The following is a 24,755-nucleotide window of genomic DNA, read 5'->3' as shown; positions in this document are numbered from 1 at the left end:
CAAGCGGTGCGGTCGGTGGGGCGGGCTCAGACGACGGGGGAGGCGGAGAACCGGTGGGTCCGGTAGCCGTCGCCGTCGTTGTTCCAGTCCAGGCGCAGCTCGCCGTCGCCGAGCCCGCGGGCGCTGCCGATCCGGTAGGCGAGGGTGCCGGTGGTGTAGCTGTTGTTGTAGTTGGCGCCGCTGGTGGAGTCCTCCAGCCGTGCCTCGATGCCGTGGTGGGCCCGGGAGGTGAGGACCGGGTCGGTGCCGGACTGGGACCGCTTGATCTGCAGCCGGAAGTAGGCGCCGTCGAAGAGGCCGCTGTCGTCGGCCCGGGCGTAGACCGGGCCGTCCCAGGAGAGCTTGGCGTAGGTGTATACGTACGATCCGGACCGCTTGGCGCAGATCGTGGTGGTGACGTTCCAGTTGTCGGGCCACGGCCCGTTGTAGGCGGCGTCGTCGATGCTCTTGTGGCTGGTGGTGCAGCGGTATCCGGCGGCGGAGGCCGGGGCGGCGGTGGCCAGGCCGGTGGCGGCCACCGCGGCGGTGATCAGGGCGGTGGAGGCGGCGCGGGTGAGCTTGCGCAAAGGGAGCCTTCCTGTTGTCCGGGTGATGAGCGGGGGAGGGCTATGCGGCGCGGTGGGTGGTGTGGCCGTGCGGCGGGCCCTTGAGATCGGTGGGGGTGGTCTTGCGGCGGACGGCGTGGCCGGAGGCGAGGTGACGCCTGCAGATGGTCAGCACCGGCGGTCCGTCGGGCAGCCGTTCGGGATGGCACTCGGTCGCATCGGCCGAGGCGGCCGGGAGAAGGTGGAAGGCGTCGTGCACGGCGGCGGTGGCTTGCCAGAGCCGGGTGTGTGCGGTGGCGAGGTGGCGGCCCGCGGCGGGATGCGGGGGACGGGCCGCGTCGGTGAGGTGGTCGAGGAGCTGGTGTAGGGCGGCGAGGTGGGCGTGCAGCACGTCGAGATGGACGCGGTCCACAGGCATCGGAGCGACAGGTGCGGATCGTGTGAGGGCGCGGGTGTGATGGCGGATGCCCGCGCTGGCGGCTCGAAGGTAGGGGTGCGCGTCGTCCGGACGTGGGGGAGAGGTCAAAGGGCGGGTTCCTTCCTGCCGCCGTGCGGGCTCAGAGGGCGGTGCGGGCCAGCGGCAGGGCGCCGAGGGTGAAGGCGTCGGGCTGCTGGTAGTTGAGGCGGCGCAGGTCGACGCCGGCGGTGACGGCGGCGGTCTCGATCTGCGCGCAGGCCGCGTCGAGGAGGGCATCAGTGTCGGCGGTGACGGTGACCAGGCCGGTCAGGGCGACATCGGCGTGCCCGGCGATGAGCTGCCGCTCGCGTGTCTTGACGTCGGCGTACTCGACGGAGTCTTCCTCGCTGTCAACCTGCCCGCGGCGGGCCCGCTCGCTGGCGTCGGCGATGATCGCGGCCTTCTTCCGCTGGACGTCGCGGAGCGCGGACTCCAGTCCTTGGGGCACGTAAATGAGAGAGAGGCTGCGGCGCACGCCTGCGGTGAACATGATCCCGTGCAGGAACCCGGCTCCCATTTCGGTGCGCGGCCAGTTCTCCACCCAGTACGTAGCGTGGTGGGCGGTGTCGGTGGCGAGGCGGTCGTACTCCTCGACCTGGACGACGGGCCCGGCGGCGGCCGGGTCGGCCTCGGCGCGTCCGGTGTCGGACCACTGCTGCAGGGCCGCGAGGGCGCCCGGGTCGTAGGCGGTGCGGATGACGGCTGCGATCTCCCGGGCGGACAGCCAGCCGGTGACCGTCAGGCCGGCGTTGCGGGCGGCCTGGGTGATGGAGGAGGTGGTCTGCTCCATGACCGTGAACGCGCCGGGCAGTCCGCCGCCCGCCTGGCCGATGAGCCGCCTGGCGGCCTTCAGGTCGAGGGAGATGGCGAGGTAGGTCTCGTGCGGGGCGGCTGCCGGTCCGGCGGAGGCGACCAGCTCGGAGTAGATCTGCCCGGCGACCGGAGCCTCGGGCCGGCCCTGCCGGGCCCAGTGGCGGGAGAGGGTGTCGCCGGAGTCGGGGACGGTGCGCTCCAGGACCTGCACGCGGGCGACGTGGCCGGTGCGGGCGATGCCGGCGAGGGCCCGGCCCCAGCCGTTGACGTTCGCGTTCTGGGTGGCCGGGTCGAGCAGGGCGAAGGCGCGGGAGGAGACGCGGGCGACGGCGGTGAGGGTCTGGTGGTGCGGGTCGTGGACGGCCGCGGCGCCGTTGGCCGAGTCGCCGGGGGTGACGACCTTCAGGGAGGCCGCGGTGCCGGGCAGGTGCAGGACGCCGTCCTGGCGGGGCCGGGTGACCGGCCGGGCCAGCCAGAGGGCCTGCCCGGTGCGACGGCGCTGTGCGTAGCGGGCGACGATCGGCGTCCAGTCGATCAGTGACCGACCGTGCCGGCGGATGGCGACCAGGGCGGTGACCGCGGCCCACAGCGGGGCCAGCGCGGCGGCACCGAGGAGTCCCGTGGAGACCACGGTCACCAGGAGCAGCGCCAACGCCGAGGAGATGAGGACGAGTTGTGGCAGGGAGAGGCCGAGGAGGATGCCGCGGCGGGACCGGTGCGGGAACTTCACCGTGACCGGGGCGACGGAGAGGTCAGACATAGGGCTGGTTCCTGGGGACGCGGTGCGGGCCCTGAGGGCAGGAGGCACAGGGGGCCTCCCGCCCCCGGGGTGTTGGGTGGGTGATCAGGGACCGGTCGGGGGCGGCGACGGGGATGCCGTGCCGCTGATTCCGTCCGTCGAGCCGGACGTGGGCGGGGCGCCCTGCGGAGGCGGCGTCGTGGTCGGCGGAGCGGACTGCCATCCGCCTGCCTGGCCAGCCGCGGTACCCGGTCCGGAGCCGCCGGTGCTGGTGCCAGGGGTGCCGCCGAGCTGGCTGCCGGTGTCGTCGGTGACGCTGGTCGGCGCGGGCTGTACGGCCTTCTCCAAGCCGGATGTGGCGGTGTCGCCACCGGACGAGACACCGCTCCCACCGCCCTGCGGGCCCTTCTGGTTTCCTCCGCCGGTCGAGGCGGGGGCGATATCGCCGGGGAACCCGCCGCCGCCCGGAATCGCGTCCGGGCCCTGTGGCGCGGCCCCGGCCCCGGCGCCCGCTCCGGCCGCGGCGCCGCCGGTTCCGGCGGTGGCCGCCATCGCGGCGGCCTTCCGCCCGGCGCGCTCGGTGTGCTGCCTGGCGAGCTGGGCTCCGGCTCCGCCGGCGCGGTGGAGGGACTCGCCGTCGGAGCCCTCGGCCGCCCAGTGCACGAACTTGAAGGTGGCGTACGGGCAGAGCAGGACCAGGGCCATGATGACGATGCCGGCCATGACGTCGGCGAGCGCGGCGAGCCCGTCGGTGGCCTCGGTGTCGCCCATCGCGGAGATGCCGAGCAGGAAGACGATCGTCATCAGCAGCTTGGAGACGACCAGGGTGGCGGTGGCCTCGATCCACCCTCTGCGCCACCGGCGCGCGGCCTCCCAGCCTCCGCCGGCCCCGGCGAACACCGCCAGTGTGACGAGTACGAGGATGCCGACCTTGCGGACCATCATCACGCACCAGTACAGGACCGCTCCGATCGCGGCCCCCAGAGCGGCGATGGTCGGCACCAGCCAGCCCAGACTGGTCATGGCACCGATCTGGGAGACCTTGACGATGCGGCGCACCGCGTCCTCGACGGAGGTGTTCGCCGCCTTGAACAGCCCGTCCGACAGGGCGTCGACCACTTCGATCGCCACCGTGGTCAGGGCGATGGCGGAGAAGGCGAACAGCACGCCCGTCGCGGTGCCGGTGAACGCCTGGGTGAGGGCCTGGCCGTCCCGGCGGACCGCGGCACGGACGAGTTGGGCGCAGAACGTACCGACCAGGACGATCAGGCCGATCGGCAGGACCAGCTCGTAGTTGTCGCGGAACCAGCCGGCGTTCAGGTCCACCCGGGTGGTGGTGTTGACGGCCTCGGCGGCGAGGTCCGTCGCGGCGGCGGCGAGTTCACCGGCCGACTTGGCCATCCAGTTGCCGATCGCCTCGCCGGGATTGGAGACGAAGTCGGCCGCGTCTCCGACGGCGCACAGCTTGTCCGCGAGGGGAAGATCGCAGAAGCCCACGGGAAGGTGTCCCTCCTTTCTTGCTCGGGGCTCAGGACTCAGGGCCGGTCAGGGCGCGACGCGAGGCGCGATGGCGACCAGGGAGCAGTCCTGGGAGGGGCGGCACTGCACGGCGAGGGTGACGGAGCGGTCCTCCGCCCCGCTCCCACCGTCCGCCCAGCCGATCCGCTGCTTGCCGGTGACGGTCACGGCGTAGATGTACGCCTCGGTGATCGCGGACGGGTCCTCGGCCAGGGCCTGCTTGAACGCCGACGGGTAGTGGCCCTCGGAGGCGGACGCGGTGGCGTGCTGCCGCTGGTCGGCCATCCGCGACCACAGGACTGGGTCCGGCACCTGCGCGGAGACCGACGACCAGTCGCTGTACTGGCTCTCCTTGGTCATCCACGCCTCCATGCCGACGAGCTGCTGCTCATGGCTGGTGGCGCGGGTGTCGTAGGACCAGAGCATCACCGCGGCCGCCTTGCCGAAGGCGACCGGATCCGAGATCCGCGGCGGCCGGGGCACCGAACCCGTCTCGGTGCCGGGCTCCTGCGCGTCCTGGGACGGCGCCGAGCTGCCCGACGAGGCCGGGGGAGGGGAAGCAGGGGAGGAGCGGTGCTGTTCACCGCGCCCGGTGAGGTAGGCGGTCGTGCCGGCGATGGCGAGCAGACAGGCCAGCCCGATTGCGACCGCGAGGATGCGGCGGTTGGCCGACCAGCCGATGCCGTGGCCCGACAGGGGGAGAAGCCGCTTCGGCATCACTGGACCTGCGATCCCAGGGCCGAGAAGAAGGCCACGATGCCGTTGGCCGCGCCCAGGCCGAGCGCGGCGCCGGCCGCGACGACCGCGCCCTTCTTCCCGTTCGCCTCCGCCTGGTGGCCGCCGGTGTGGTGGCCCCAGGCCCACACCGCCAGGCTGACGGCGAGGGCGCCGACCACGGCGATGATGCCGAACATGTTGATGCTGGAGACGACGTTCTTCAGGACCGAAAGCCCCGGCAGGCCACCGCCCTTGGGGGAGATGCCCGGGTCGTAGGCCAGGTAAAGGACACGGTCTGCGAGTGACATGGAAATGGCGGGACTCCTTGTGTGCGCAGGCTGAAGGGCCCGGGCGGGAGAGGCGAGGAAGAAGAGGAGAGCGCGAGGCGCGCGAGGAGGGTCGGCCGCAGGCAGCGGGGTCAGACGACGCGGCGCACGGCGAGGACGGTCCAGTCCGTGAGCGGGGTGATGCGTACGGGCTTACCCGTGCGCGGAGCCTCGATGACGAGCCCCTGCCCCAGGTACATGCCGACGTGCTCAGGGCGCGCGACGGTGCCGCGGCTGAAGATCAGATCACCGGGCCGCAGCCGATCCGGCGAGACGGCTTCGCCTTCGCTGACCTGCGTGTACGTGGTGCGGGTGAGCCGGACGCCGGCCTTGGCGTACGCCTGCTGCATCAGCGAGCTGCAGTCGCAGCGGCCCATCGGGTCGGGGCCGTGCGGCGCGGTGCAGGTGCCGCCCCACTGATACATCGTGCCGAGCTGGTGCATCGCCCAGACGATCGCCGTGCGGGCACGCGGGTCGGCGTCCTCGGGGACCTCGTATCCGTCCGGTACGGCGCCTTCGGGGATCTTCCCGAAGAACGAGCCGTCCTCCGTGGCGCACTCGGACAGCGGAGGAGCGTCGTCGCCCTCCTGGCCGGCATCGTCGCCGGCGCCGGGGAAGGTGGCGGCGATGGCCGTCTGCAGCGCGGTCGCCAGCGGCTCCCACTGGGCGTAGGCATCCGGATAGCCGGACTTCTGCACCGCCTGCGCGGCCTGGGTCACGGTCATCTGCTGCCAGCCGCTCACCCGCACAAGCGCCGTGTAGAACCTTTCGGACGCGTAGACGGGATCGCGGAGCTGCTCGGCGGTGCCCCAGCCTTGGCTGGGGCGCTGCTGGAACAGTCCGAGGGAATCGCGGTCCCCGTAGTTCAGGTTGCGCAGCCGGGATTCCTGCAGGGCGGTGGCCAGGGCGACGATCTGCCCGCGCCGGGGCACCTGGAGGCTGATGCCGGTGGCGACGATGGTCTGGGCGTGCGGGATCTGCTCACCGGGCAGGTCCAGGCCCTCGACGCGGATGTCGGAGGCGTCCGCGCCGTTGAGGATCTTGGTTACTTGCTCGGTGACCTTGTCGGTGTCCAGGTCGGGCAGGCACTGGCCGACGGCGCCGGTCGAGGCTTTGCTGGAGGAGGCCATCACCATGGCCGCGCCGCCGAGGAGGACGGGGGAGAGGACGACAACGCCGATGCCGGCGGCGAGCGCCTTCAACCGGCCTGGCCTCCTCGCCCAGCAAAGGATGCGGGCAGGGGTGGATAACGAGACGTCACGAAGATCTCCTTCGGAGCGGGGTCCGGCGTGCCGCGTACGCGTGGTGAGGGGCGGAAGGGGCGCGGCAGCCGGGGCGGGCGATCGAGAGGTGCCGGCCTGCGGGCGAGTTGCCGCTCGGTCCGCGGGCCGGGGTCGCTAGGTGTGCCGGGGCAGGGGGTACCTCCGCGAGGCGTGGTGGGAAGAGGTGCCAGCGGCGGTGTGCGCCGGGCGGTTCCAAAACAGTAGGCCCAGAGCGGCGGTTGACCAAAAAGTCGGCATGAGGGGTAGGAATCCGCGCCTTCAGTACGGCATTTCTTGGTCGGCGGCTGATTCGCCTCTACAGTTTTGGGACTCCCTCCGCCTCCGGTTTACGGTCTCCCAGGCTTCTGCACACCTGGTTTCTAGCCCTGCCGGATTCCTTTGCGTGAGGGAGCCCCCTCTCTAAGCCCCTTACACCCGAATCGGGGTAGCTCTTTGCCTTTTTCCCTTCATCAGGGCGACGCCCTGCGTGTGCTGTCCACGCTGCCGGACGACTGTGTCGACTCCGTGATCACCGACCCGCCCTACAACTCCGGCGGCCGGACCGCCAAGGAGCGCACGTCCCGCTCGGCGAAGCAGAAGTACACCTCCGCCGACGCCAAGCACACCCTGCCGGACTTCACCGGCGAGAACATGGACCAGCGCTCCTACGGGTTCTGGCTGACCCAGCTCATGACCGAGGCCCACCGGCTGACGAAGGCCGGCGGGACCGCCCTGCTGTTCACCGACTGGCGGCAGCTGCCCGTCACCACGGACGCGATCCAGGCCGCCGGATGGCTGTGGCGCGGGGTGCTGGCCTGGCACAAGCCGCAGGCCAGGCCGCAGAAGGGCCGCTTCACCCAGAACTGCGAGTTCATCGTCTGGGCGTCGAAGGGCGCGATCGACGGCTCCCGCAACCCGGTCTACCTGCCCGGCCTGTACTCCGCCTCGCAGCCGTCGGGCGCGAAGCGGCAGCACATCACGCAGAAGCCGGTCGAGGTGATGCGCGAGCTGGTCAAGATCAGTCCCGAGGGCGGCACGGTGCTCGACTTCTGCGCCGGCTCCGGCTCCACGGGCGTGGCCGCCCTGCTGGAGGGCCGCGACTTCATCGGGGTGGAGAAGACCGAGCACTACGCCTCCATCGCGACCGACCGGCTCACCAAGACCATCCGCCAGATCCTCACCCAGGACGACGTCGTCCTCACCGCCTGACCGCCCGGGCAGCCCACCGGCCGGTGCACGGCCCGTCGGCGCCGCACCCCGCCAGCCACGGTTCCAAGGAGGCCCTCTCCACTCATGTCCGATCCCGTAAACCCTCCGGACGGCGAACTCGAGCCGGTTCGCGTCCCCGACTCCCATCTTGAGGGGATCGAGGCCAGCGTCCGGAAGCTGATGGAGCAGTCCGCCCAGCAGGCCCAGCAGCTCGACCACCTCGCCTCCGCCCCCGCACCGCACCCCTCGCCGTCTCCGTTCGCCGCCTTTGGTACGCCGGGCCTCGGCGGGCCGCCTCCGGCGGCGCCTCCGGATCCGCGGCCGATCCTGGAGCTGGAGGGTGAGGAGTACGAGGACGAACTCGACGCCCTGTCGGACTGGGTGGACGACTTCCTGCTGCCCGTCTACGGGGCGGAGGTCACCACGGCCGCCCCGTGGTGCCTGCGGTGGCAGGAGCACGACGACGTGGTGGCCTGGCTCCACGCGCTGTGGCTCGCCTACCAGCAGCACAGGGACCCCGAAGCGGGCCCGTCCGGGCTGTTCATATGGCACCGGGACTTCCTCACCCACGCCGTCGCGGCGATCCGCGCCCCCGGTGGACCGCTGTCGGCGTGCATGACCTCACCCGACCGGCCCGCACACCGGCTCCTGCCCGGCCCGCCGCCCTCGGCCCGTACAGAGAAGGCGAGCGCGGCCGAACCTGTGCCGTCCGGTCCGGGCGAGCCGGACGAGCCGGCGTCATGAGCGCCGGGCGGCAGCCCGCCTTCGGGCTCAGCTTCGACCCGCGCGCCCTGACCGACCTCCTCCAGGCGCCCGGCGATATCCGCGACCTCACCCTCGCCTGCCTGCAGGAGGTGGTGAACGCCGAGCGCTTCGGGCTCCGGCTGACCGGCGACCTGGAGGGCTACCGCAAGCTGTTTGTCGACTCCCGCAAGGAGTGGCGCGTCGTCTACGGCGTTCGCCCGGCGCCGGGGACGTCCGCGCACCGCAGGGAGATCCACGTCGTGGCCATCCGGCCACGGGCCCGGAACGACGTCTACGACACCGTCGGCGCCCGGCTGGGGATGGCCCGTCGGCCGTTGAGCGCCCGCACCCACGCCGCCCGGGCCCGTCCCCCTCAGCTGACCGAACACCGTCCCGCCCCCAGGCCGGGACCGCCCCGCACGATGCCCGGCCTGCCCCGCCCCGCACCCGCTCCCGCGAAGGGACCTGCCCGTTGACGATCTCCCCTCCCACGCCGCAGCACCGGCTCACCGCCGAACCGCCGACAGCCGCACCACAGCGGAACACCCGCCGCCACGCGCTTCCGACGGCCACGCGGGGGCGCCCTTGCTGACCCACCCGATCCTCGCCGGCACCCGGCCGGCCCGCGTCGAGGACTGGCCGCTCATCGACGCCTTCCACCACCGCTCCTCTCGAAGTGCCCTGTATCGGCGCTGGGGCCGCACCCGCGTCCTCCGCCGCGACATCGAGCGGCTGCTCGCCCACTGCGACAGTTGGATCAGCCTCGATCCGCACAACGGCGAAGTCATCGCCCTGACCTGCGCGGGGCCGCTCAGCAGGGAACCGGGCGTGGTCGACCTCGGCCTGCAGGTCGCCGACACCCACCAGCGCCGCGGCATCGGCACCGCGCTGGCCCGCCACGCAGCCCAGCACGCCCGGGCCCGTGGCGCCCACACCCTGAGCGCGTACACCGAAGCGTCGAACATCCCGATGCTCCGCATCCTGCGCCGCCTCGGACCCATGCGCCACACCTACGACGGCACCCACCTCGACATCCGCGTCCCCCTCGACTGTGCCGCTGCCTCCGGCACCTTGTCGGACACCGAGCACAGCCGCCACTGACCCAGCTCCCATCGAAAGGGGCCTATGCACCCACCTCACCTCGACCTCCGCCTGGACGGCTTCGAGGCCGCCGACGAGCAGACCGAAGAGGCGTTCTGGCGCGCGATCCAGATCGAGCAGACCGAACTCACCCCACTGGCCGAACACCACGCCCCCGACGGCGCGAGCTACTACGTCCTCCACAACCGCGCGGTCACCTGGGGCATCCCTGGGGAGCCGCAACTCGTCGCCCTCCACCTGCAGCGCGACCGTGAGACGAAGACGTTCCGCTTCGACCACGCGACGCTGCCACTGCCGGCGATGGCACAGTCCTGGCTCATCCACCGCGGCTGCCCGCCCGACGGGATCAGCCTGAAGCCCGGCATGGGAACCACACCGGCGGACGAGGCGACCCGCGCACTGGAGCATCGGCTCATGGGCGATGGCGACCGCTTCGCCCTCCTGCACAGCTACACCGACGACGACCCCGACCACGCCATGACCGTCGCGGTCCTGCGCTGCCTCGACGAGCGCAGCCCTTCCCCGTTCCGCGTACTGCACGAGGACGTGGACACCGACTCCTGGACCCACACCCTGCGCGAGGGCGGTTTCGCCACCATCGCGGAAGCCCATCGGTGGTGTGAGGACGCCCTGAGCGGCGAGGTGTCCCCTTTGCCGCCGGTCCAGCCCACCGCCCGTTCCGTCCTGCGGCCGGTCAGTTCCCTTCCGACACTCGCGCAACGCCCCGCCGGCCGTGGCCGTTGAGTATCACTGCCACGAAACGGGCGGAAACATAGGCGACGATCGCCGGTTGGCCAAACCGGCGAATCCGTGGACTTTAGTAGCGGCCGACAGGTCGAATACCCGGTCCGCTTCCCTCTGCATTTGCCCTTCTCCGTACGGAGGTTGCTTCCTCATGCGTCCGAACTGACCTGGTCCTGTATTTCCGCCTGTCCGTGTCCCGTGTGCCCGCCAGAAAGGAATGCCCTGTGTCCGATGAGGTAGACGATGTCGCGAGCGTGTTCACCGAGCAGATCGAGCACCGCTTCGGCATGAGTATCGGCACGTTGAAGGCCGCCGTCGCAGCCGCTCCGGACGCTCACCGGGAGGCCACCGAGGTGGTGCGCTGGCACAGTCTGCTCACCGAGTCCCAGGCCGCTGTGGAGCGCGCGGAGGACGACCTTCTGCGCGCCTTGGAGACGCAGCCCGGCGAGGTCAATGACCTCACGATGGACCTCGCCCACCAGGTCAATGCTGCCGTCTCGGCCCGCGACGGGCGTGCCCTGGTCGTGCGGTGGCTGCTCGATCCCGACGCTTCGGGCAAACAGAGTCGTCCCACCGCCGACTGGCCGGTCGGCCGCGGCCGCAGCACACGCCGGGGCCCGGCCGTGCCCACCAGCCCGCCCGCGCGGCCCGCCACGGCGCCGGCCACCGGTCGAGGAGTCCTGCGATGAGCGTCCGTATCAAGCCCTGCACGCAGGACGGCCGACTGCGGGAGGTCTTCGGCGTCCCGGTCACCGATCTGTATGGGCAGGCCGCCGGTCCGGACGCCTCCGCGGTCGTCACCCGAGTCCTGGAACTGCGCAACTTCCTCGCCTTGGCCGAGGAACAGGTCGCCCGGATCCGCGACCGCGTGCATGAGGCGATGGCGCCCGAGCGCGGCATGGACGAGTTGTCCGCCGACGAGCTGCGGATGGATGTGCAGTGGCTGGACGCGGCACTGTCCGCCCGCGACGGCTACCGCACCGCGCTGGACGACCTGCTGTGCACCGCGCCCCCGCTCCACCGGCTGGCCCGCCCCGCCCGATTCACCCAGCAGACGGTCAGCACCACCCTGCCTCCGGACTCCGCCTCACCGACACCCGAAGGCCTCGGTGAGGTCCGCAGCCGACGACGATGAGGACCCCCGCCGATTGACCCATCCCACCGCCGCTGAGATCGCCGCGCGGATCGAGGACCTGTACGGCGCCGAGCTGCCCAGCCTCGAAGCCTACGCCCGAGACCAGGACCTCGGCATGCTGGCCGCGCTCCTCGGAAGCCACCGCACCCTGGCCTTCGCCGAGCAGAGCATCACCGTCCACCGCGAGCGGCTGCAGCATCTGACCCGTCCCGGGCGGCAGATCGGTGCGCACGAGGTCTCCCACGTCCTTGACTGCGCCCGCCGCCTCGCCGAAGCGGTCGCCGTCCGCGACACCCAGGCCACGACCGCCGGCGCGGTCCTGCGCAGCCTCGGCCGCGCCCCCACAGCAGAGCCGCCTACCACCTCCGCGGCACCACCTCTTCCCGCCCCGCCCGTACCGGCCGCGAGCCCCGCACCGAGCCGCTGACCCGACAGCGCCCCGGCCTTCCGTACTCAGGAGTCCCCCCTTGTCCACCACCGGTCTGCCGCCCGCCGACGACGCCGACGTCGCCCGGGTCACCGAAGCCCTCCAGATGATCACACCGCGCTGGAACGTGCGGATCCTGCTGGCCCTGAACCAGCCGCCGCAGCGCTACACGCAGATCGCGGCCAAGCTGCCGTACCTCCAGAGCGGCCAGCTGCACCCCAAGATCCGCTCACTGTGCGACGCCGGCCTGGCCGAACGCACCGAGCATTCCGCCCGCCACGTCACCTACGGCCTCACCACCCGTGGCCGACAACTCCTGCCGGTGCTCCCGATGCTGGCTTCCTGGGCCGAGCAGAACCTGCAGAAGCCGGAACAGCCGCTCTCCGCGATCGAGCAGGTTGAGGACAGCCTCGCCCTCCTCACCCGCCGCCAGGCCCCCGCGATCCTGTGGGCTCTCAAGTCGCGGCAGGAGGTGACGGCCCGCGCCCTGGCCCGCATCGTCCTCCCCGACGGCTACTGGACCAACGTCTACCCGCCGCTGCGGCAACTCGTCGACGACGGCCTGGTGATGACCGAGGGCAACGGGCAGCCCTACCGCCTCTCACCGGCCGGTGCCGCACTCGGACCCGTCCTCGGAGCCCTGTCCATGTGGTCCGCCGGTCGGCCACTCGACCACGCCGCTCGGCATCCGCTCTGGGGACGGACCATCCCCGGGCCCGCGACTCCCGCCCGCGCCTGGACAAGCCACCAGTCCCGGCCCCTCGCATCCACCGCTCCCACGGCCCCCGCCATACCGGCACAGCCCGCCCGCCGCCTCGGCTGGCAGCCCAGCGAGCTGTTCTCCCACGCCACCCCCACCCGTGCGAAGGCGGCCCTGCCGGTCGGAGGAGCCCGCCGATGACCTCCGCTCCCTCCCTCCAGCAGCCGCGCGACATCCGCACCGCGCTGTCCTGCGCCGCTCTGATTCGCCTGGTCGGCGAGATCGACGACCACGGAGCCATACCGGCGCGCGGCCTGGCACGCATCCTCGCGGACCTCTCTGCCGACCGGATCCGCCAGGCCGTCGAGCAGGCCGACTCCCTCGGAGTCCTCGCCCGAACTCCCGGCACCGTGGGTCTCTCGGCGGCCGGCCGGGACCTCGCCGACGTCTACGACGCGACCGCGCGGTGGGCCCGGCGGCACAACCACCCGGCCGCGCACTGCGATTTCGCCGACCGGATCCGCAGCACGTTCGCCCTCCTGGGCATGCCGACAGCCGACGCCTGGGATCCCGAGAGCGAGCGCGAGGCCGAACTCGGCCGCATCGAACGGCTGGTGGCCGAGTGGGTCCGCAACCACCGGACACAGCGAACCCGTCGCATCGACGGCGTCGCCGCGTGACGCCTGCCCCCGGCCTCCTGCGCGGGATCTACCTGCCCCGCAGCGCCGACGGCGCCGCGTTCGCGATGGCCACCTACGGCATTCCCCTCCTCGTCATCGCTACCACTGGGTCGGCCGCTCTGACCGGACTGGCCTTCGCTCTGGAATGGGTCCCGCGCATCGCGGCCTTCACGGTGGCTGGCACCCTTGTGGATCGCCACGGCACGGCCCGCGTCTTCCGGGCAGCCTGCCTCGCGCGCGCCCTGACCGTCCTCGCCGCGGCCGGTGTCCTGGCCGTGCTCGACGCCGGTTCGCCGGCGGTGACCGCCGCCGTCATGCTGCTGGCCGCGTCCACCGGCATCCTCACCGAGTTCAGCTACGTGGCGGCCGAGACCGCGGGCGGCGCGGCGAGCCGGAGCGCAGGCTCCCAGGCTCACCGGGTGCAGTCCGTCCTGCTGGGCATCGACCAGACCGCCATGCTCACCGGACCGCTGGTCTCCGGCCTGCTGTTGGAACACGGCGGGCCGACCGCCATGCTCGGCACGCTCGCGGCCTTCTCCCTGCTCGCCGCTGCCCTCGGATCCGGAAAGCGGAACGCACCGACGAGCGCGGCGCCCGCACAGGGAGGACTACGGACGGGCTGGGCGACGCTGCGCTCCCTGCCGGCCCTGGCCTGGCTGGTCGCCGGACTGGTCGTCTCCAACACCGCCATCGCCCTGCTCCAGGCCGCCATGCCGGTCATCGTCGTGACCGAGCTGGGGCACTCCAGCGCGGACGCCGGACTGATCTGGTCCGCCGCGGCCGCCGCCTCCCTGCTCGCCATCACCGCCGCCCGCCGGGCGATCGACCGCTGGGACCTGTGGCCGGTCGGAGCCGCAGCCGCCGCTCTCGCCGCCGGAGCGACCCTCGCCGTCGCCCAGGCCGACACCTACCGCGGCTACCTCCTGCTGATCGCCGTCCTGATGGCCGGCGAAGGCGGGCTCACCGTCGTCCTGCGCACCCTGCGCTCCCACCTGATCCCGTCCGACGTCTTCGGCAGCACCCTCGCCGTGACGATCCTGCTGCTCCTGCTGCCCTTCCCCGCCGCCGGGCTGCTCGTCGCGGCCGTACCGCCCGCCCAGCTCGGGCACGCCGTCACCGCTGCCGCCCTGCTCCAGGCCGCTGGCCTCGCGGCCGCCTTCATCCGGCTGCGCACCCTGCCCGCCCCGCCGACACCGGCGCCCTGACCTCCCGGTCCAAGAGGAGCCTCACCGCTCATGTCCACCATCACGCAAAACGGGCTGCTCGGCCTCGCCCTCCCGCACCAGGGTCTGACCATCACCGAGCAGTGCCACGCCTTCGACGCCCAGCACCCATGGGTCTACCGAGCCCTGGAGCAGCTCGTCGAGCAGCGGCTTGCCGCAGGCGCGCAGCGCTTCGGGATGAAGGTCCTGTTCGAGGCACTGCGCTGGCGCCAGCCGCACGGGGTGAAGGGCCTCAGCAACTACACGGCGCTGTACGCCCGCAGGCTGCTCACCGCCCACCCCGAGTGGACCTCCGCCATCGAGGTCCGCCGCCGGCGCAGCCCGTGAACGGCAGCACGCACCAGCCTTCTGTCCCCTGAACCGTTGAGGAGCCTGTTCTTGCCCGACCGTCCTGCCGTCCTGGTCGTCGCCGCGGCTGACATGGAAGCCGAGGCGTACCGCGGCTACTGCCTCGAGTCCGTGGCCGCCGCCTACGACGTCGTTCTCATCACCGGCGAGGAACCGTCGTGGGAGGTGCCGTACATCCGGGACTGCCTGGTCGTGCCCGACCCGACCGACCAGGCGGCGCTGTATGCCGCCGGCCGGGCCCTGGCCGACCGCTACGACCTGGCGGGGGTGTTCACCTGGACCGAGTGGTACCTCGTCCCCGTCGCCCGCCTCGCACGTCGGCTCGGCTTGCCGACCACCGACCCGGAGGCGATGCGAGCATGCCGCGACAAAGCCACGGCGAGGAGCCTGTTCGCCCGCCACGGCGTTCCGTCGGCCGCCTCGGTGAGCGTCCGCACCCGCCATGAGGCGCAGGCCGCGGCCGAGCGGATCGGCTACCCGGTCGTCCTGAAGCCGGCCGCGCACGCGGCTAGCATCGGCGTAGTCCGTGCCGACGACCCCGACCAGCTCACCGCCGCGTACGGCATCGCCGGCCGGGCGGCCGGCCTGGGCCTGGAGAGCACCGACGTTCTGGTCGAGGAGTACCTCGACGGCCCGGAGGTCTCGGCCGAGTGCGTCACGCACCGGGGCAAGACCACGGTGGTGGCCGTGACCCGCAAGACGGTCAGCGAGCCGCCCCACTTCGAGGAACTGGCCCACTCCGTCGACGCCACCGACCCACTCCTGGCCACCGTCGCGCCCGCCGCGCGGGCCGCGATCCGCGCACTGGGGATCACCGACGGCGTCAGCCACGTCGAGATGCGCCTGGTCGGCGGCCGGCCCCGGCTCATCGAGGTCAACGGACGCCTCGCCGGAGACATGATCGGCCACCTCGTCCGCCTCACCACCGGCATCGACCTGCCCCGTGCCGCCGCCGACATCGCCTGCGACCGCGCCCCCGACCTCACTCCGACCAGATCCTCGGCCGCCGCGATCCACCTGATCTACCCCGAGACCTCCGGCATCCTCACCCGTCTGCGTTTCGACGGCCCCCGCCCGCCGTGGCTGGAGCGGATCCACTTCCAGCGCCACCCCGGCGACCGGCTCCTCCTGCCGGCGGACGGCGGTGACATGTTCACCGCCCGGATCGGTCACCTCATCGCCACCGGCCCCACCGTCGAGGCTGCCCGCGCCCGCGCCGCCACTGCCCTCGGCCACGTCGTCACCCACGTCGAACCGGCCGCCGCCTCCTGACCACCGGACCCTTGATGCCGCCCCACGACGACCTTCGCACCATCGACGGGGACGTCCACGTCTCCCCGCGCTACCTCGCCGCCGCCACCGCGACCGGCGACCCCGCCCTCGCACCGCTGCTCGACCTCGGCTGGGACCTGGAACACGACGACCTCGGCAACGCCTACGTCCACGCACCCGACCGCACCGTCCGCCTCGGCTACCTCCCCGAGGGAGAGGACGACGGCCTCTGGCGTATCAACGCCTACCGCGACGCCTTCGGCCCGCCCACCTGGGGCGTCTGCTTCAACGACTCCTGCCCCACCGAGTTCGTCCGAGCCCTCACCACCGCCCTCGCCGAGGCGTACGAACAGGGCCCGGACGCCTACCTCGCGGCACCGGACTCCCGAAGCGCGGACCGCGAGCCGTTCCTCGCCGCCGCCCCCTTGATCAACCGCGGCTGGCAGCTCGAACGCCCCAGCGGAGGCGTCCTGGCGATCCGCTCACCCGACGGGCTCGCCGGACTGGAGTTCACCACCGGACGCCTCGACCCGCAGGCCGAGTTGACCAGCCGCGATGCCCGCTGGCAGCTGTGGGCCGGTACCTCCATCGACCGCCCCGCCTGGTACGCCACCGCCAGCACCAACACTCCCGTCGCCCTGCTCAGAGCCGTCACCGAGTGCGTCTCCGACCCGGCTCCGCTGCCCCGCTGGCGAGAGGAGACCTATAGCTACATCCAGGGCATGGCCCGGCTCACCTCCATCCTCCCGCCGGTCCCGCCGGCGCCGACCCCGCTCGATGTCCAGCGGATCGCCTCCCGCCGCTCTGCTGTGCTCCCGGCCTCCAGCGTGCCGCGCTGGAGCACCACCAGCCGCCCGGCCCTGCGCGGCCCTCGGCGCTGACCACCCGCAGCCTGCCGCTTCCGGAGGTATCCGCTTGGCCCTGCACGCTCGCGAGTTCTTCACGGAGCACCTGAAGCTCCCGTTCGCCGAGGCCGCCATCGTCGGCAACACCTACTACGCAACTCCCACCCCCGGCGGCCTGCTGAGGCTGCGGATCGACTTCGCCCGCACCATCCGCGCACACGAGTACGACGGCCTGCGCCTGGCCACCATCCACCAGGACAGAGGCGAACTCGACGCCCAAGTACTGCGGTTCGAGGACCATAAGACCTTCGACCACCGCGACGTTGCCCAGGGCCGCGGCCCGACGCACTCGGGGTACGCCACGTTTCGTGAGTTCCGCGACCGGCCCGACCAGGTGCCGTGGAAGGACGCCCACACCAACGAACTGCGCGGTGCCATCGAGCAGTACACCTCCGTGTGGTTCCCCGGCACGTGGCAGACGCCCACACCGCCCCGTACTCCGGGCCGCACCGCGCGGAAGCCCCCGTCCCCGCCGCCCCCTCGCAGCGTGAGCCGCTCTCGTTGACCTTTACCAACCCCGCGCCGCACCCCTTCCACCCCCATCCTCGTTCCGGAGTTCCTTCTTGCGTATCCGCCCCGCCTACCGCCTTCCCGCTGCCGTCGCCGCGGCGGTGACCGGCACCCTCACCTGGGCCCCGACTGCCACCGCCCAGGCCTCCACGCCGTCCCCGTCCACCTCCACCGCGCCCACCCCTTTGGGCATGACCGAGCCCGAGCCCGGTGGCGTCCAGATCCTCAAGAAGGACCCCTCGGGATCCGTGCTCGCCGGCGCCGCGTTCACCCTGCTCGACGCCGTCGGCCAGCAGGCCGCCACCGGCAAGACCAACGCTGCGGGGCAGCTCGCCTTCACCGACCTCGCCCCGGGCGTCTACCGGCTCAAGGAGACCTCCAGCGGCAGCCCGCTGCACGACGTGGTCCCCGACCAGGACGTCATCGTCACCCCCGGTCAGACGTCACCCTTGACGATCATCGACCCATTCAAGCCCGCCGACCTGACGGTGAAGAAGACCGACAAGAACACCGGCAAGCCGCTGGCCGGAGCCGTCGTCAACATCGCTTCTACAGGCAGCGGCGGTGACACGGTCACCCTGACCACCGGCAAGAACGGCACCGCCACAGCCCAGCTCCCGGTCTCCTCTCGCACCGGCACCACCTACACCGCCACCGAAACCACGGCACCGGCCGGCTACCGGCTGGACGCCAAGCCGGTGAAGTTCACCGCCAAACCCGGAACCCCGGTCACCGTCACCCTCACCAACACCGCCAAGAAGCAGCCGACCCAGCCCTCCACCAACCCGCCGCCCTCCCCGGACAGCACCACACCCGCCAAGCCCTCAGGCAAGCCGACCCCCCACGCACCTGAGGACAAGCCGACCGAGAGAACCTCCAGCGGGACGAAACCCACTCCGGCGGACGCTAACTCCTCACCCGTCCCGGCCGCAGACGCGACCGGCGAAGCAACGCTGAAAACCCCGGTCGGCTCCCTCGCCGACACGGGCGCCGAAGCCACCCCCTGGATCCTCGGTGGAGCTGGACTCATGCTCGTCGGTGGCATAGGGGTGGCGGTCGCCGTCCGCTGCCGCACAGAATTCGAGCCTGAACAGGACGACAACGCCGAGGAGACCAGCTAACGCCACGATCACCCTCGAACAGCAGGCCCCCGGGGGACTCCCCGGGGGCCTGCTGCGTATACCGCGCTCCGTAGCCTGGGTGGCAGAGTTTGTGAAGCTCCCAGCGAGGCTGGGTGATATGCGAGGCCGGTAGGAATTAGGGACTGTTGGAGCAGACTCCTCCGTCTTGCCCAATATGTCGTCGCCAGACAGGTGCCACAGACCACCGAGGCCGACCCTATATGATGACCACGTGACGAGCGGCAATGAGTGGAGAGCGCGGGTGGCATTGGCCATCTCCTCTGCCATCGAGCCTGGGTCACCGATATACGCGGGGAGTTATGCCCGCGCGACACGGGTGAGATCGGTTAGGGATGCCGATTTCGACCTTGTGATCTCGGATGAGTGCCACCGAACCCAGGCTGGCTACCTCCTTGGTCAAGTTAAACGTTATGACCGCGCAGCGCGGCGTGCTGATGCTGAGCACGCGCTGCTGAAGCTGTTGGTGATCGCTCGCCGCACTGCAGACGAACCGATGCCTCTCCCTGTAGATGTCGACGGGGCAGAATTTCTGTGGAAGCAGGAAGAAGAGAACTTCATTCTCCTTGACTTCCTCGGCGGCATGCCTGTTGACAGCCGAGAGGAACTCTGGCGCCGGGCCGCAGCCGCCGAGCAGCGCGCTCAGCAGCACCGTGAGCACGCCCGCGCGGTCTACGTGGCTCTCCTTCGTGAACTCGGCATTACTCACATTGAGGTGGAGGCGGACCCGCCGATCCTCGAGACCAGTCCGTGCGGTGTGAGTCGGTTTAGGGCGCCGGTTATCCCTCGCCCGCCGACCACGGTTGAGTACCACTGCATTTCGGTGTTTGTCACCGTCGTCCGCACCGTGCTGAACTGCGTATTGGCTGCCTAACTTCCTCAGGAGGTCTGGCCAGTGCGCCAGATCCCTCCTGGAGAACAGTTGGACACCCAGTCTCTGATCGCACTCATCAGGACGAACCTCACCCTCGCGTTCATCCTGCTGCTTGCTCTGCTGGTGGTCGGCCCACCGATGGCGAAGCTGATGGCCCGCGAGACGGCCGCATTCTGGTCCCCGCGGATCATGGCAGGGCGACGTCGCCTGGTCAGGCTGCTGGCCCCGAAGGATGATGGCTCGCCAAGTACACCGCCGAACCGGAAAATCTAACGTTGGGGTGGCTGCGGAGGCGGGCATCACGACTGTCGCCCCCGCAGCCACCAAGCCCGTGGCCAACTCGGCAAGGCGCGGAGTCGCGTACGCCAGCCGGGACGCCGAGGCAAACAGTTAACGTCACAGTCATCATCAGTCTGCAGGCCACGGGGCTTCCCAGAGGCCTGATACGTCTGCTGTGACCGGTATTTTTCTGCCCGGGCAAGTCCCGGGCGGCTCCGTTTGGATCACCGACCGGGTCACTGGATGATGTGCCGAGTGCCCGGCGCGGGCAGCTCACTGGCGATTGACACCTTTGCGGGCAGAGCAGTCGGCTGGCCGACGGCTCATAGACTGTGCGGCAGGTTGGGGGCAACCGAGTAGGCGGCGGCTCCGGGATCGTCACTTAGGAAGGGCATTCGTGGCAGAGAGTAGGGCGGATCCACAACAGAGCCGTACAGGTGGCGGAACCCTGCCGCTACCGTCCGCGTCCGGACCATCGCGCGCTCCCGCCCCGGACCCAGTGCCGAACCCGGTGGTTCCGGCTGACAACCGTCTGCAGCGCTTGGGACGCCGCTACCGCACCCTCTCCACCTCCAACAAGCTAACCCTGTGGGGCACGGTCGTCGCCGCGCTCCACGAGATCGGCCACGCTGTCGACGAGAAGCGCGCCCGGTAGATCCTGCGCGAACCCGCCGCGGACGGCATCCTCCAGCGTCTGGACACCGATCGAGCTGTCTGCCGCCCTGCTGACGACCCGGAACGGTAGGTCACCGGGAGGCCGAACCCGCCCAACGCCGGCCGACTCTCGGTGCCCTACAGGCTGGCCATGGCCAAGGTGGTGACCAGTTGCCCGGCCTCAAGGTGGTGGGTGAGGTCGAGACCGCTGTCGATCATGGTGAGGACGGCGTGATGCCGGGCGGCAGGGATAACGGCCATCGACGCAAGGCCGGCGAACGTTTTGGCGCAGTCGGCGTCCTCGCGCGGCTGCGGCACCTTGATCTCTTCTGTCAGCGTCTCCACCACGGCCATGGTGTCGTCGTGGACGTAGAACGCCTCCAGCGGCCACACGGTGCGCTGCGCGGTGAACGGGGTGATCCCCAGTGAGACGGAGGCGAGCGGCATCACGGCCAGGAGGTGGCGCAGCTGGCCCTTCATCGCGTCGGGGTCGGCGGTTCGGTGGCGCAGGGCGGGTTCCTCCAGGAGGGCGACGTGGACGTGGCCGCCCTCGTAGAGGAACCGGGAGCGGGCGACACGGGCGGCGACGGCTTCGGCGATGCCGTCGGGGGTGTCCTGGAAGCGGGTGGTCTGCTCCATGAGGGCGGTCGCGAAGGCCGGCTCTGGAGGAAGCCCGGGGCACGTTGGAGATGTAGACCCGGCAGTGGCGGGTCTGCTCGTGCAGGGCGTACCAGTCCTCTTGGGCCTGGCGCATGCCGCCCTGGTGCAGGTGGCGCCACTCCAGGTACATCGAGTCGACCGCGCGGGCGGTGGCGATGAGGTCGTCGGCCTGGTCGTCGGTGCCCCATGCCGCGCACCAGATGCGGATGTCCGCATCGGAGGGCAGGACCGCGCCCTTTTGGATGCGGGTGGTCTTCGCGGGGCGCCGGCCGCACCGGGTGGGGAGTTCCTTCCCGGTGCGGCCGGCGCCCTTGTTCCTGGACGGGCCTTGACCGGGCCGGTACGCTCCAGGTCTCCCCCCTGAGCGGTAGCGAAGGGCTGGAGCGTCCCTCTCCCGAACGTCTCGGGCTGGCAGCGGTCTCCCGCCGTCAGCGTGTGGGCCTGTATGGGAGGCGTGCCGCTACCCCTGGCTCTGCTTGCGTCTGCGGATGGTCCGCTGTTCTATCCGCGTGCCGCGTCCGGGCCGGTGGCGGGTTGGAGGGCGATCCGGGCGGTGATCCGCTTGCCCACTGGCTCCCGCTGCATCTCCACGCCCTCGCACAGCGCCAGGACGAGTTCCAGGCCGTGCTGGCCGATCCGGCCCGGCTCGGCGGCCCGGGCGATGGGCAGTACCGGGCTGGTGTCCCGCACGGTGATCTGAAGGACGGTTCCGGTCAGCTCCACGTCCACGGTGCACGGTCCCGGCGCGTACTTGCACGCGTTGGCCACCAGCTCGCTGACCACCAGCTCGGCCGCACCGGCCGCCCGGGAGGCAACCGCGATACCGTGCGTGTGCTGGAGGCGGGCCAGAAAGCCGGCCACGAACTCCCGAGCCGCGGGGACCGACTGCGACGCACCGCCGTAAGCCGCACCCGACCGCATGGATGGCTGCGGCGCGGCCACCTCGCTGCTCGACGGCGGCTGCCCCACCACGGTCGCCTCCACCTCCCACCCCCGTCTGCCTCCCGGCGTGATCCCGCCGCCGTGTACCCCACTGTCCTCCGCGTACACCACGGCACCTCACCAAAAGGGCAGGACCTCCTTCGGGTGACCCGCCCGCCCGCGGCGAGATGTCACCGCCGGCAGCGGGTACGCACAGCGACGCCCCCCTTGGCCAGGACCGCCGGGTGAGGACAGGCACCGCAGCGCTCCTGGTCCAGCCGGCCGGCGGTCGGCATATACCCCCGAGGCCCGCCGGCCGCCGACCACCGCCGCTCACCCCTGTGACCGGCGCCGCCCGGGTTGACGTACGACACCACCGGGCTCGGGACGGCCTCCCCGACACCCGTCAAGGCAGACCGGAGACGGGCGGCCATGCCAAGGTCAGCGGCGCGCCGCCGCACTCACCGGTGCGGGGCACGCCGGCCGGCCCCGCACACCGGCACGGGCAGGCAGCCAGCCCAGCCGGAGTCGTCCCCGGCCCATGACACCAACACGGAGACGGCGGATCCCCTGCTGCGCTGGCTGTCCGCCGTCGGCGGCACCGCTCCTTCGCGAACCAGGGAAGGCACCCGGCTGGTCGCGGCGTCGATGGAAAACCGCCCACGGCCGGATCTGAAGACCCCAAGGGCCTCGTCCGCCGACCGGCTTGCCCGCTATACCAGCCCACCATCGCGGGGTGGGGTGAGAAACAGCGGGGCGGAGGAAACACGGCGACAAGCCCCGCCACCGAATCCGTCCTCGATGTGGCCGGCGCACCGGCCGGAGCCGTGATCACGGCGCGCACGCGAGGCATGCGGCAGGACGTGCAGCGCCCGGCCGCTCGCATCCACGCCGACGGCGCCGGCCCGCACCACTCGCCTGACTTCCGTACCGGAGGCAGCCGGGCCCTGCTGCGGGATCGAGAACACCGCCGACTCCCTCACCGCCGGCCTCTCTGCCGGCAGCCCTCCAAAAAACGGTCGGCGGCCGTAACCGGACGGCCCACGGATCGTTGGGCAGACCGCACATGCACAAGCATCCGCTCTCCCCCGTGCGGATGCGCGAGCCACAGGGGCCTGACAGCCACCCCGTCCCCCCGGGGGTTCAGGTCTCTGTGGTGTTTCACCGGTGCCGGCCCCGCAGGAAAGACACGCGGTCGGCCCGGCGTCACCCCCGCGGCCATCGGCTGCGGTCAGGACATAGCCCCGGCGCAGGAGAAGCGGCAGCTCACACCCGGCCCGGATATAAGGGTGCGCCGGGAATGCGATCCGTACAGCGCGCCGAGATCTGGGCTCCGCGCGTGGCCAGGTGCTGCTGGACGGCCTTGACGGCCGCGTCCAGGAGCCCGGAGTGGGACGTGGTCAGTCCGTGTAGGTCGTCGACGGGCAGGCCGTTGAACGGGTTGGCACGCAGGTGGGGGCTGATGATGCCGTCGGGTCAGTCGCCGCCGTACTCGCCCAGGGCGATGCCGTCGGTGTTGCAGAGGAGCATCTTGCGATTGCCTGCCGGTGATCTTGCCGGTCGTCCCGCCCGCTCCCCCTTTGCCGACACCGTGGGCCGCTGCCCCGGCCCGCCGGGAGGGATCATGGCTCACCACCACACTCCGCAGCGGCCGACATCACCGTCAACCAGCGCACCGGGATCCATGCCGCCCTCAGCGGCCCCCTGAGCAGGGCGGGAACAGACGGCCAGCTTTTCGGAGCGGAGCTGGCCCTAGGCTGCGCTGACCGCTCGGTCACGCCGACTACAGGTCCTGGCAGAGGAGTGGGAGGCAGTCCGGCCGCTCTCCCGGAAAACCGGCAGAAGGCCCTCTGGAAGCTGGGAGACTGCTTGGCGTCTGATTCCGGGGAGGCAGTGATGAGCGTCTTTCACTGGGGATTGCTGGTAGCGGTGGTCGGTGCGGTCTGCGTGGGCCGGCAGCTGTACCTCTACCCTGGCGGATGGGCCTACGCCTTCCGCCCCGAGCATCACGCTGCGCGGGAAGACTTACGTACACACCGGGAGCGTGTACGGGGCCTTGAGAGCCGCGACAGTCAGCAGGTGGCCGCGGCCGATGCCAAGGTCCGCGCCGAGCAGAGAAAGAAGCGTTCAGCCATCCGAGCGCTTGAGAAGGAGCGCGATCGGCTGCGTGCCCCTGGGCGAGGCCCTCTGCTGAAGGTGCTCGGTGATCTGGCGCTTCATCAGCATGTGTTGTCAGTCCCCTCAGAGGACGGCTCGACGGAGTCTCTTCAGCTCGACGGGCTTGAGGTGAGCGACCGTCCGAACTCCAAGCGGGATGAGCACTGGATCATTGTCGCGGAGCCGAACGGGGACGAGCGTGTCTTCCGGTACCCGTACAGCCAGTGGGAAGAGGCCGCCGTGTACAAGTTCGCAGCGTCGATCCGGAAAGCGGTCAAGGACCACGGCGTCTGGACGGATGAGCGGGAGCTCCGGCTGGCAGAGCTCGGGGACGAGCTGGACCGGGTCGAGGCGGACAACGACAGGATCGAGAAGGCGCGGCGGGAGCGTGACCGGTTGAAGGTCCAGCGGCGTGCGAACCCCCAGCTCAAGGCCGCACGCGCCGCTCTGGAGCAGGCTTTCGGCCGCTGGGAGGCCCTCACCGGCCACCGGCCGCATCGCTAACGCTCGCCTTTTCCTGCCCTGGAAGCGCGGGCACCGCACACGGCGCTCAAGCAGAGGTGCCCGGCTGGATACCTGCTGATCGCCTGCTGCGCTGGCCGGGTCTCCCATGTCCGCCGACGCCACCTGGCTGGCGGCAGCGCGAAGGCCGCCTGAGCCGCGGCGGACTTCCTGGTCATGGGCGCGCAGGAGGCT

The 24,755-nt window shown here is 71.4% G+C and carries 28 protein-coding genes and 1 pseudogene; 19 read left to right on the top strand and 10 right to left on the bottom strand.

Annotated features, from left to right (window positions below; genetic code table 11):
* Positions 1 to 26 precede the first annotated feature (26 nt).
* From ACLIYP_RS01310 to ACLIYP_RS01280, 7 genes are all read right to left on the bottom strand, one after another.
* Positions 27 to 566 (bottom strand): hypothetical protein, encoded by a 540-nt coding sequence (locus tag ACLIYP_RS01310; RefSeq protein WP_412711269.1) that lies wholly within the window; start codon positions 564 to 566, stop codon positions 27 to 29.
* Between the two features lie 40 nt (positions 567 to 606).
* Entirely contained in the window at positions 607 to 1,071 is a 465-nt protein-coding gene (locus ACLIYP_RS01305) for a DUF6238 family protein (protein WP_412711268.1), read from the bottom strand.
* Between the two features lie 31 nt (positions 1,072 to 1,102).
* The gene (locus ACLIYP_RS01300) at positions 1,103 to 2,575 is read right to left on the bottom strand and encodes an SCO6880 family protein (protein ID WP_412711267.1); all 1,473 of its coding nucleotides are present in this window, start codon (positions 2,573 to 2,575) and stop codon (positions 1,103 to 1,105) included.
* 84 nt (positions 2,576 to 2,659) lie between these two features.
* Positions 2,660 to 4,051, bottom strand: a complete 1,392-nt coding sequence (locus ACLIYP_RS01295) for an SCO6881 family protein (RefSeq protein ID WP_412711266.1) — start codon at positions 4,049 to 4,051, stop codon at positions 2,660 to 2,662.
* Positions 4,052 to 4,099: 48 nt separating this feature from the next.
* Positions 4,100 to 4,789 carry a hypothetical protein gene (locus ACLIYP_RS01290; protein WP_412711265.1) on the bottom strand — a complete coding sequence of 230 codons (690 nt, stop codon included), beginning with the start codon at positions 4,787 to 4,789 and terminating at the stop codon, positions 4,100 to 4,102.
* Positions 4,789 to 5,103 carry a DUF6112 family protein gene (locus tag ACLIYP_RS01285; protein WP_412711320.1) on the bottom strand — a complete coding sequence of 105 codons (315 nt, stop codon included), beginning with the start codon at positions 5,101 to 5,103 and terminating at the stop codon, positions 4,789 to 4,791. Before ACLIYP_RS01285 ends, ACLIYP_RS01290 begins: the two co-directional genes overlap by 1 nt.
* Before the next feature lie 104 nt (positions 5,104 to 5,207).
* Positions 5,208 to 6,317 carry a C40 family peptidase gene (locus ACLIYP_RS01280; protein WP_412711264.1) on the bottom strand — a complete coding sequence of 370 codons (1,110 nt, stop codon included), beginning with the start codon at positions 6,315 to 6,317 and terminating at the stop codon, positions 5,208 to 5,210.
* A gap of 513 nt (positions 6,318 to 6,830) precedes the next feature.
* Here ACLIYP_RS01280 and ACLIYP_RS01275 point away from each other — a divergent pair.
* The 18 genes from ACLIYP_RS01275 to ACLIYP_RS01190 all read left to right on the top strand — a co-directional run bounded on the left by ACLIYP_RS01275 (position 6,831) and on the right by ACLIYP_RS01190 (position 19,661).
* On the top strand, positions 6,831 to 7,586 hold the full coding sequence (locus ACLIYP_RS01275; protein WP_412711263.1) for a DNA-methyltransferase: 756 nt from the start codon (positions 6,831 to 6,833) through the stop codon (positions 7,584 to 7,586).
* A gap of 180 nt (positions 7,587 to 7,766) precedes the next feature.
* Positions 7,767 to 8,330: a DUF4913 domain-containing protein gene (locus ACLIYP_RS01270; RefSeq protein WP_412711319.1), complete on the top strand. Its 564-nt coding sequence runs from the start codon at positions 7,767 to 7,769 to the stop codon at positions 8,328 to 8,330.
* Positions 8,327 to 8,806 carry a hypothetical protein gene (locus ACLIYP_RS01265; RefSeq protein ID WP_412711262.1) on the top strand — a complete coding sequence of 160 codons (480 nt, stop codon included), beginning with the start codon at positions 8,327 to 8,329 and terminating at the stop codon, positions 8,804 to 8,806. Before ACLIYP_RS01270 ends, ACLIYP_RS01265 begins: the two co-directional genes overlap by 4 nt.
* Before the next feature lie 109 nt (positions 8,807 to 8,915).
* Complete coding sequence (locus tag ACLIYP_RS01260; RefSeq protein WP_412711261.1) at positions 8,916 to 9,431, top strand: GNAT family N-acetyltransferase; 516 nt, start codon at positions 8,916 to 8,918, stop codon at positions 9,429 to 9,431.
* Positions 9,432 to 9,455: 24 nt separating this feature from the next.
* Entirely contained in the window at positions 9,456 to 10,175 is a 720-nt protein-coding gene (locus ACLIYP_RS01255) for a hypothetical protein (RefSeq protein WP_412711260.1), read from the top strand.
* A 224-nt stretch (positions 10,176 to 10,399) separates the two neighbouring features.
* Positions 10,400 to 10,864 (top strand): hypothetical protein, encoded by a 465-nt coding sequence (locus ACLIYP_RS01250; RefSeq protein WP_412711259.1) that lies wholly within the window; start codon positions 10,400 to 10,402, stop codon positions 10,862 to 10,864.
* Positions 10,861 to 11,310, top strand: coding sequence for a hypothetical protein (locus tag ACLIYP_RS01245; protein ID WP_412711258.1), 450 nt, complete (start codon positions 10,861 to 10,863; stop codon positions 11,308 to 11,310). The genes ACLIYP_RS01250 and ACLIYP_RS01245 overlap by 4 nt, the downstream gene beginning before the upstream one ends.
* Positions 11,311 to 11,323: 13 nt before the next feature.
* The gene (locus ACLIYP_RS01240; RefSeq protein WP_412711257.1) at positions 11,324 to 11,737 is read left to right on the top strand and encodes a hypothetical protein; all 414 of its coding nucleotides are present in this window, start codon (positions 11,324 to 11,326) and stop codon (positions 11,735 to 11,737) included.
* 40 nt (positions 11,738 to 11,777) lie between these two features.
* The gene (locus ACLIYP_RS01235) at positions 11,778 to 12,638 is read left to right on the top strand and encodes a winged helix-turn-helix transcriptional regulator (protein WP_412711256.1); all 861 of its coding nucleotides are present in this window, start codon (positions 11,778 to 11,780) and stop codon (positions 12,636 to 12,638) included.
* A complete protein-coding gene (locus tag ACLIYP_RS01230; protein ID WP_412711255.1) occupies positions 12,635 to 13,117 on the top strand; it encodes a hypothetical protein in 483 nt (160 codons plus the stop codon). The genes ACLIYP_RS01235 and ACLIYP_RS01230 overlap by 4 nt, the downstream gene beginning before the upstream one ends.
* A 65-nt stretch (positions 13,118 to 13,182) precedes the next feature.
* A complete protein-coding gene (locus ACLIYP_RS01225) occupies positions 13,183 to 14,322 on the top strand; it encodes an MFS transporter (RefSeq protein ID WP_412711318.1) in 1,140 nt (379 codons plus the stop codon).
* 30 nt (positions 14,323 to 14,352) lie between these two features.
* Positions 14,353 to 14,667: a hypothetical protein gene (locus ACLIYP_RS01220; protein ID WP_412711254.1), complete on the top strand. Its 315-nt coding sequence runs from the start codon at positions 14,353 to 14,355 to the stop codon at positions 14,665 to 14,667.
* A gap of 93 nt (positions 14,668 to 14,760) precedes the next feature.
* On the top strand, positions 14,761 to 15,960 hold the full coding sequence (locus ACLIYP_RS01215; RefSeq protein WP_412711317.1) for an ATP-grasp domain-containing protein: 1,200 nt from the start codon (positions 14,761 to 14,763) through the stop codon (positions 15,958 to 15,960).
* Positions 15,961 to 15,974: 14 nt separating this feature from the next.
* Positions 15,975 to 16,841, top strand: coding sequence for an SPDY domain-containing protein (locus tag ACLIYP_RS01210; RefSeq protein ID WP_412711253.1), 867 nt, complete (start codon positions 15,975 to 15,977; stop codon positions 16,839 to 16,841).
* 34 nt (positions 16,842 to 16,875) lie between these two features.
* Positions 16,876 to 17,370: a hypothetical protein gene (locus ACLIYP_RS01205; protein WP_412711252.1), complete on the top strand. Its 495-nt coding sequence runs from the start codon at positions 16,876 to 16,878 to the stop codon at positions 17,368 to 17,370.
* A 58-nt stretch (positions 17,371 to 17,428) separates the two neighbouring features.
* Positions 17,429 to 18,496, top strand: coding sequence for a SpaA isopeptide-forming pilin-related protein (locus ACLIYP_RS01200; RefSeq protein WP_412711251.1), 1,068 nt, complete (start codon positions 17,429 to 17,431; stop codon positions 18,494 to 18,496).
* Positions 18,497 to 18,728: 232 nt separating this feature from the next.
* Positions 18,729 to 19,388 (top strand): hypothetical protein, encoded by a 660-nt coding sequence (locus ACLIYP_RS01195; RefSeq protein ID WP_412711250.1) that lies wholly within the window; start codon positions 18,729 to 18,731, stop codon positions 19,386 to 19,388.
* A gap of 21 nt (positions 19,389 to 19,409) precedes the next feature.
* Entirely contained in the window at positions 19,410 to 19,661 is a 252-nt protein-coding gene (locus tag ACLIYP_RS01190) for a hypothetical protein (RefSeq protein ID WP_412711249.1), read from the top strand.
* An 867-nt stretch (positions 19,662 to 20,528) separates the two neighbouring features.
* Here the strand turns inward: ACLIYP_RS01190 and ACLIYP_RS01185 are convergent.
* The 3 genes and pseudogenes from ACLIYP_RS01185 to ACLIYP_RS01175 all read right to left on the bottom strand — a co-directional run.
* A pseudogene (locus tag ACLIYP_RS01185) lies at positions 20,529 to 21,225 on the bottom strand (Scr1 family TA system antitoxin-like transcriptional regulator); the annotation flags it as partial.
* Between the two features lie 257 nt (positions 21,226 to 21,482).
* Positions 21,483 to 21,902: an ATP-binding protein gene (locus tag ACLIYP_RS01180; RefSeq protein WP_412711316.1), complete on the bottom strand. Its 420-nt coding sequence runs from the start codon at positions 21,900 to 21,902 to the stop codon at positions 21,483 to 21,485.
* 1,476 nt (positions 21,903 to 23,378) lie between these two features.
* Entirely contained in the window at positions 23,379 to 23,528 is a 150-nt protein-coding gene (locus ACLIYP_RS01175) for a hypothetical protein (protein WP_412711248.1), read from the bottom strand.
* 270 nt (positions 23,529 to 23,798) lie between these two features.
* On the opposite strand from ACLIYP_RS01175, the gene ACLIYP_RS01170 reads away from it, so the two are divergent.
* Positions 23,799 to 24,563, top strand: a complete 765-nt coding sequence (locus ACLIYP_RS01170; RefSeq protein WP_412711247.1) for a hypothetical protein — start codon at positions 23,799 to 23,801, stop codon at positions 24,561 to 24,563.
* Positions 24,564 to 24,755 lie beyond the last annotated feature (192 nt).

Origin of the sequence: Streptomyces nanhaiensis (assembly GCF_046614825.1) — a bacterium.
In the GTDB taxonomy this organism is placed as follows: domain Bacteria; phylum Actinomycetota; class Actinomycetes; order Streptomycetales; family Streptomycetaceae; genus Streptomyces; species Streptomyces radiopugnans.
The sequence above is the reverse complement of the archived record's forward strand: the minus strand, read 5'-3'. Positions and strand labels throughout refer to the sequence as shown.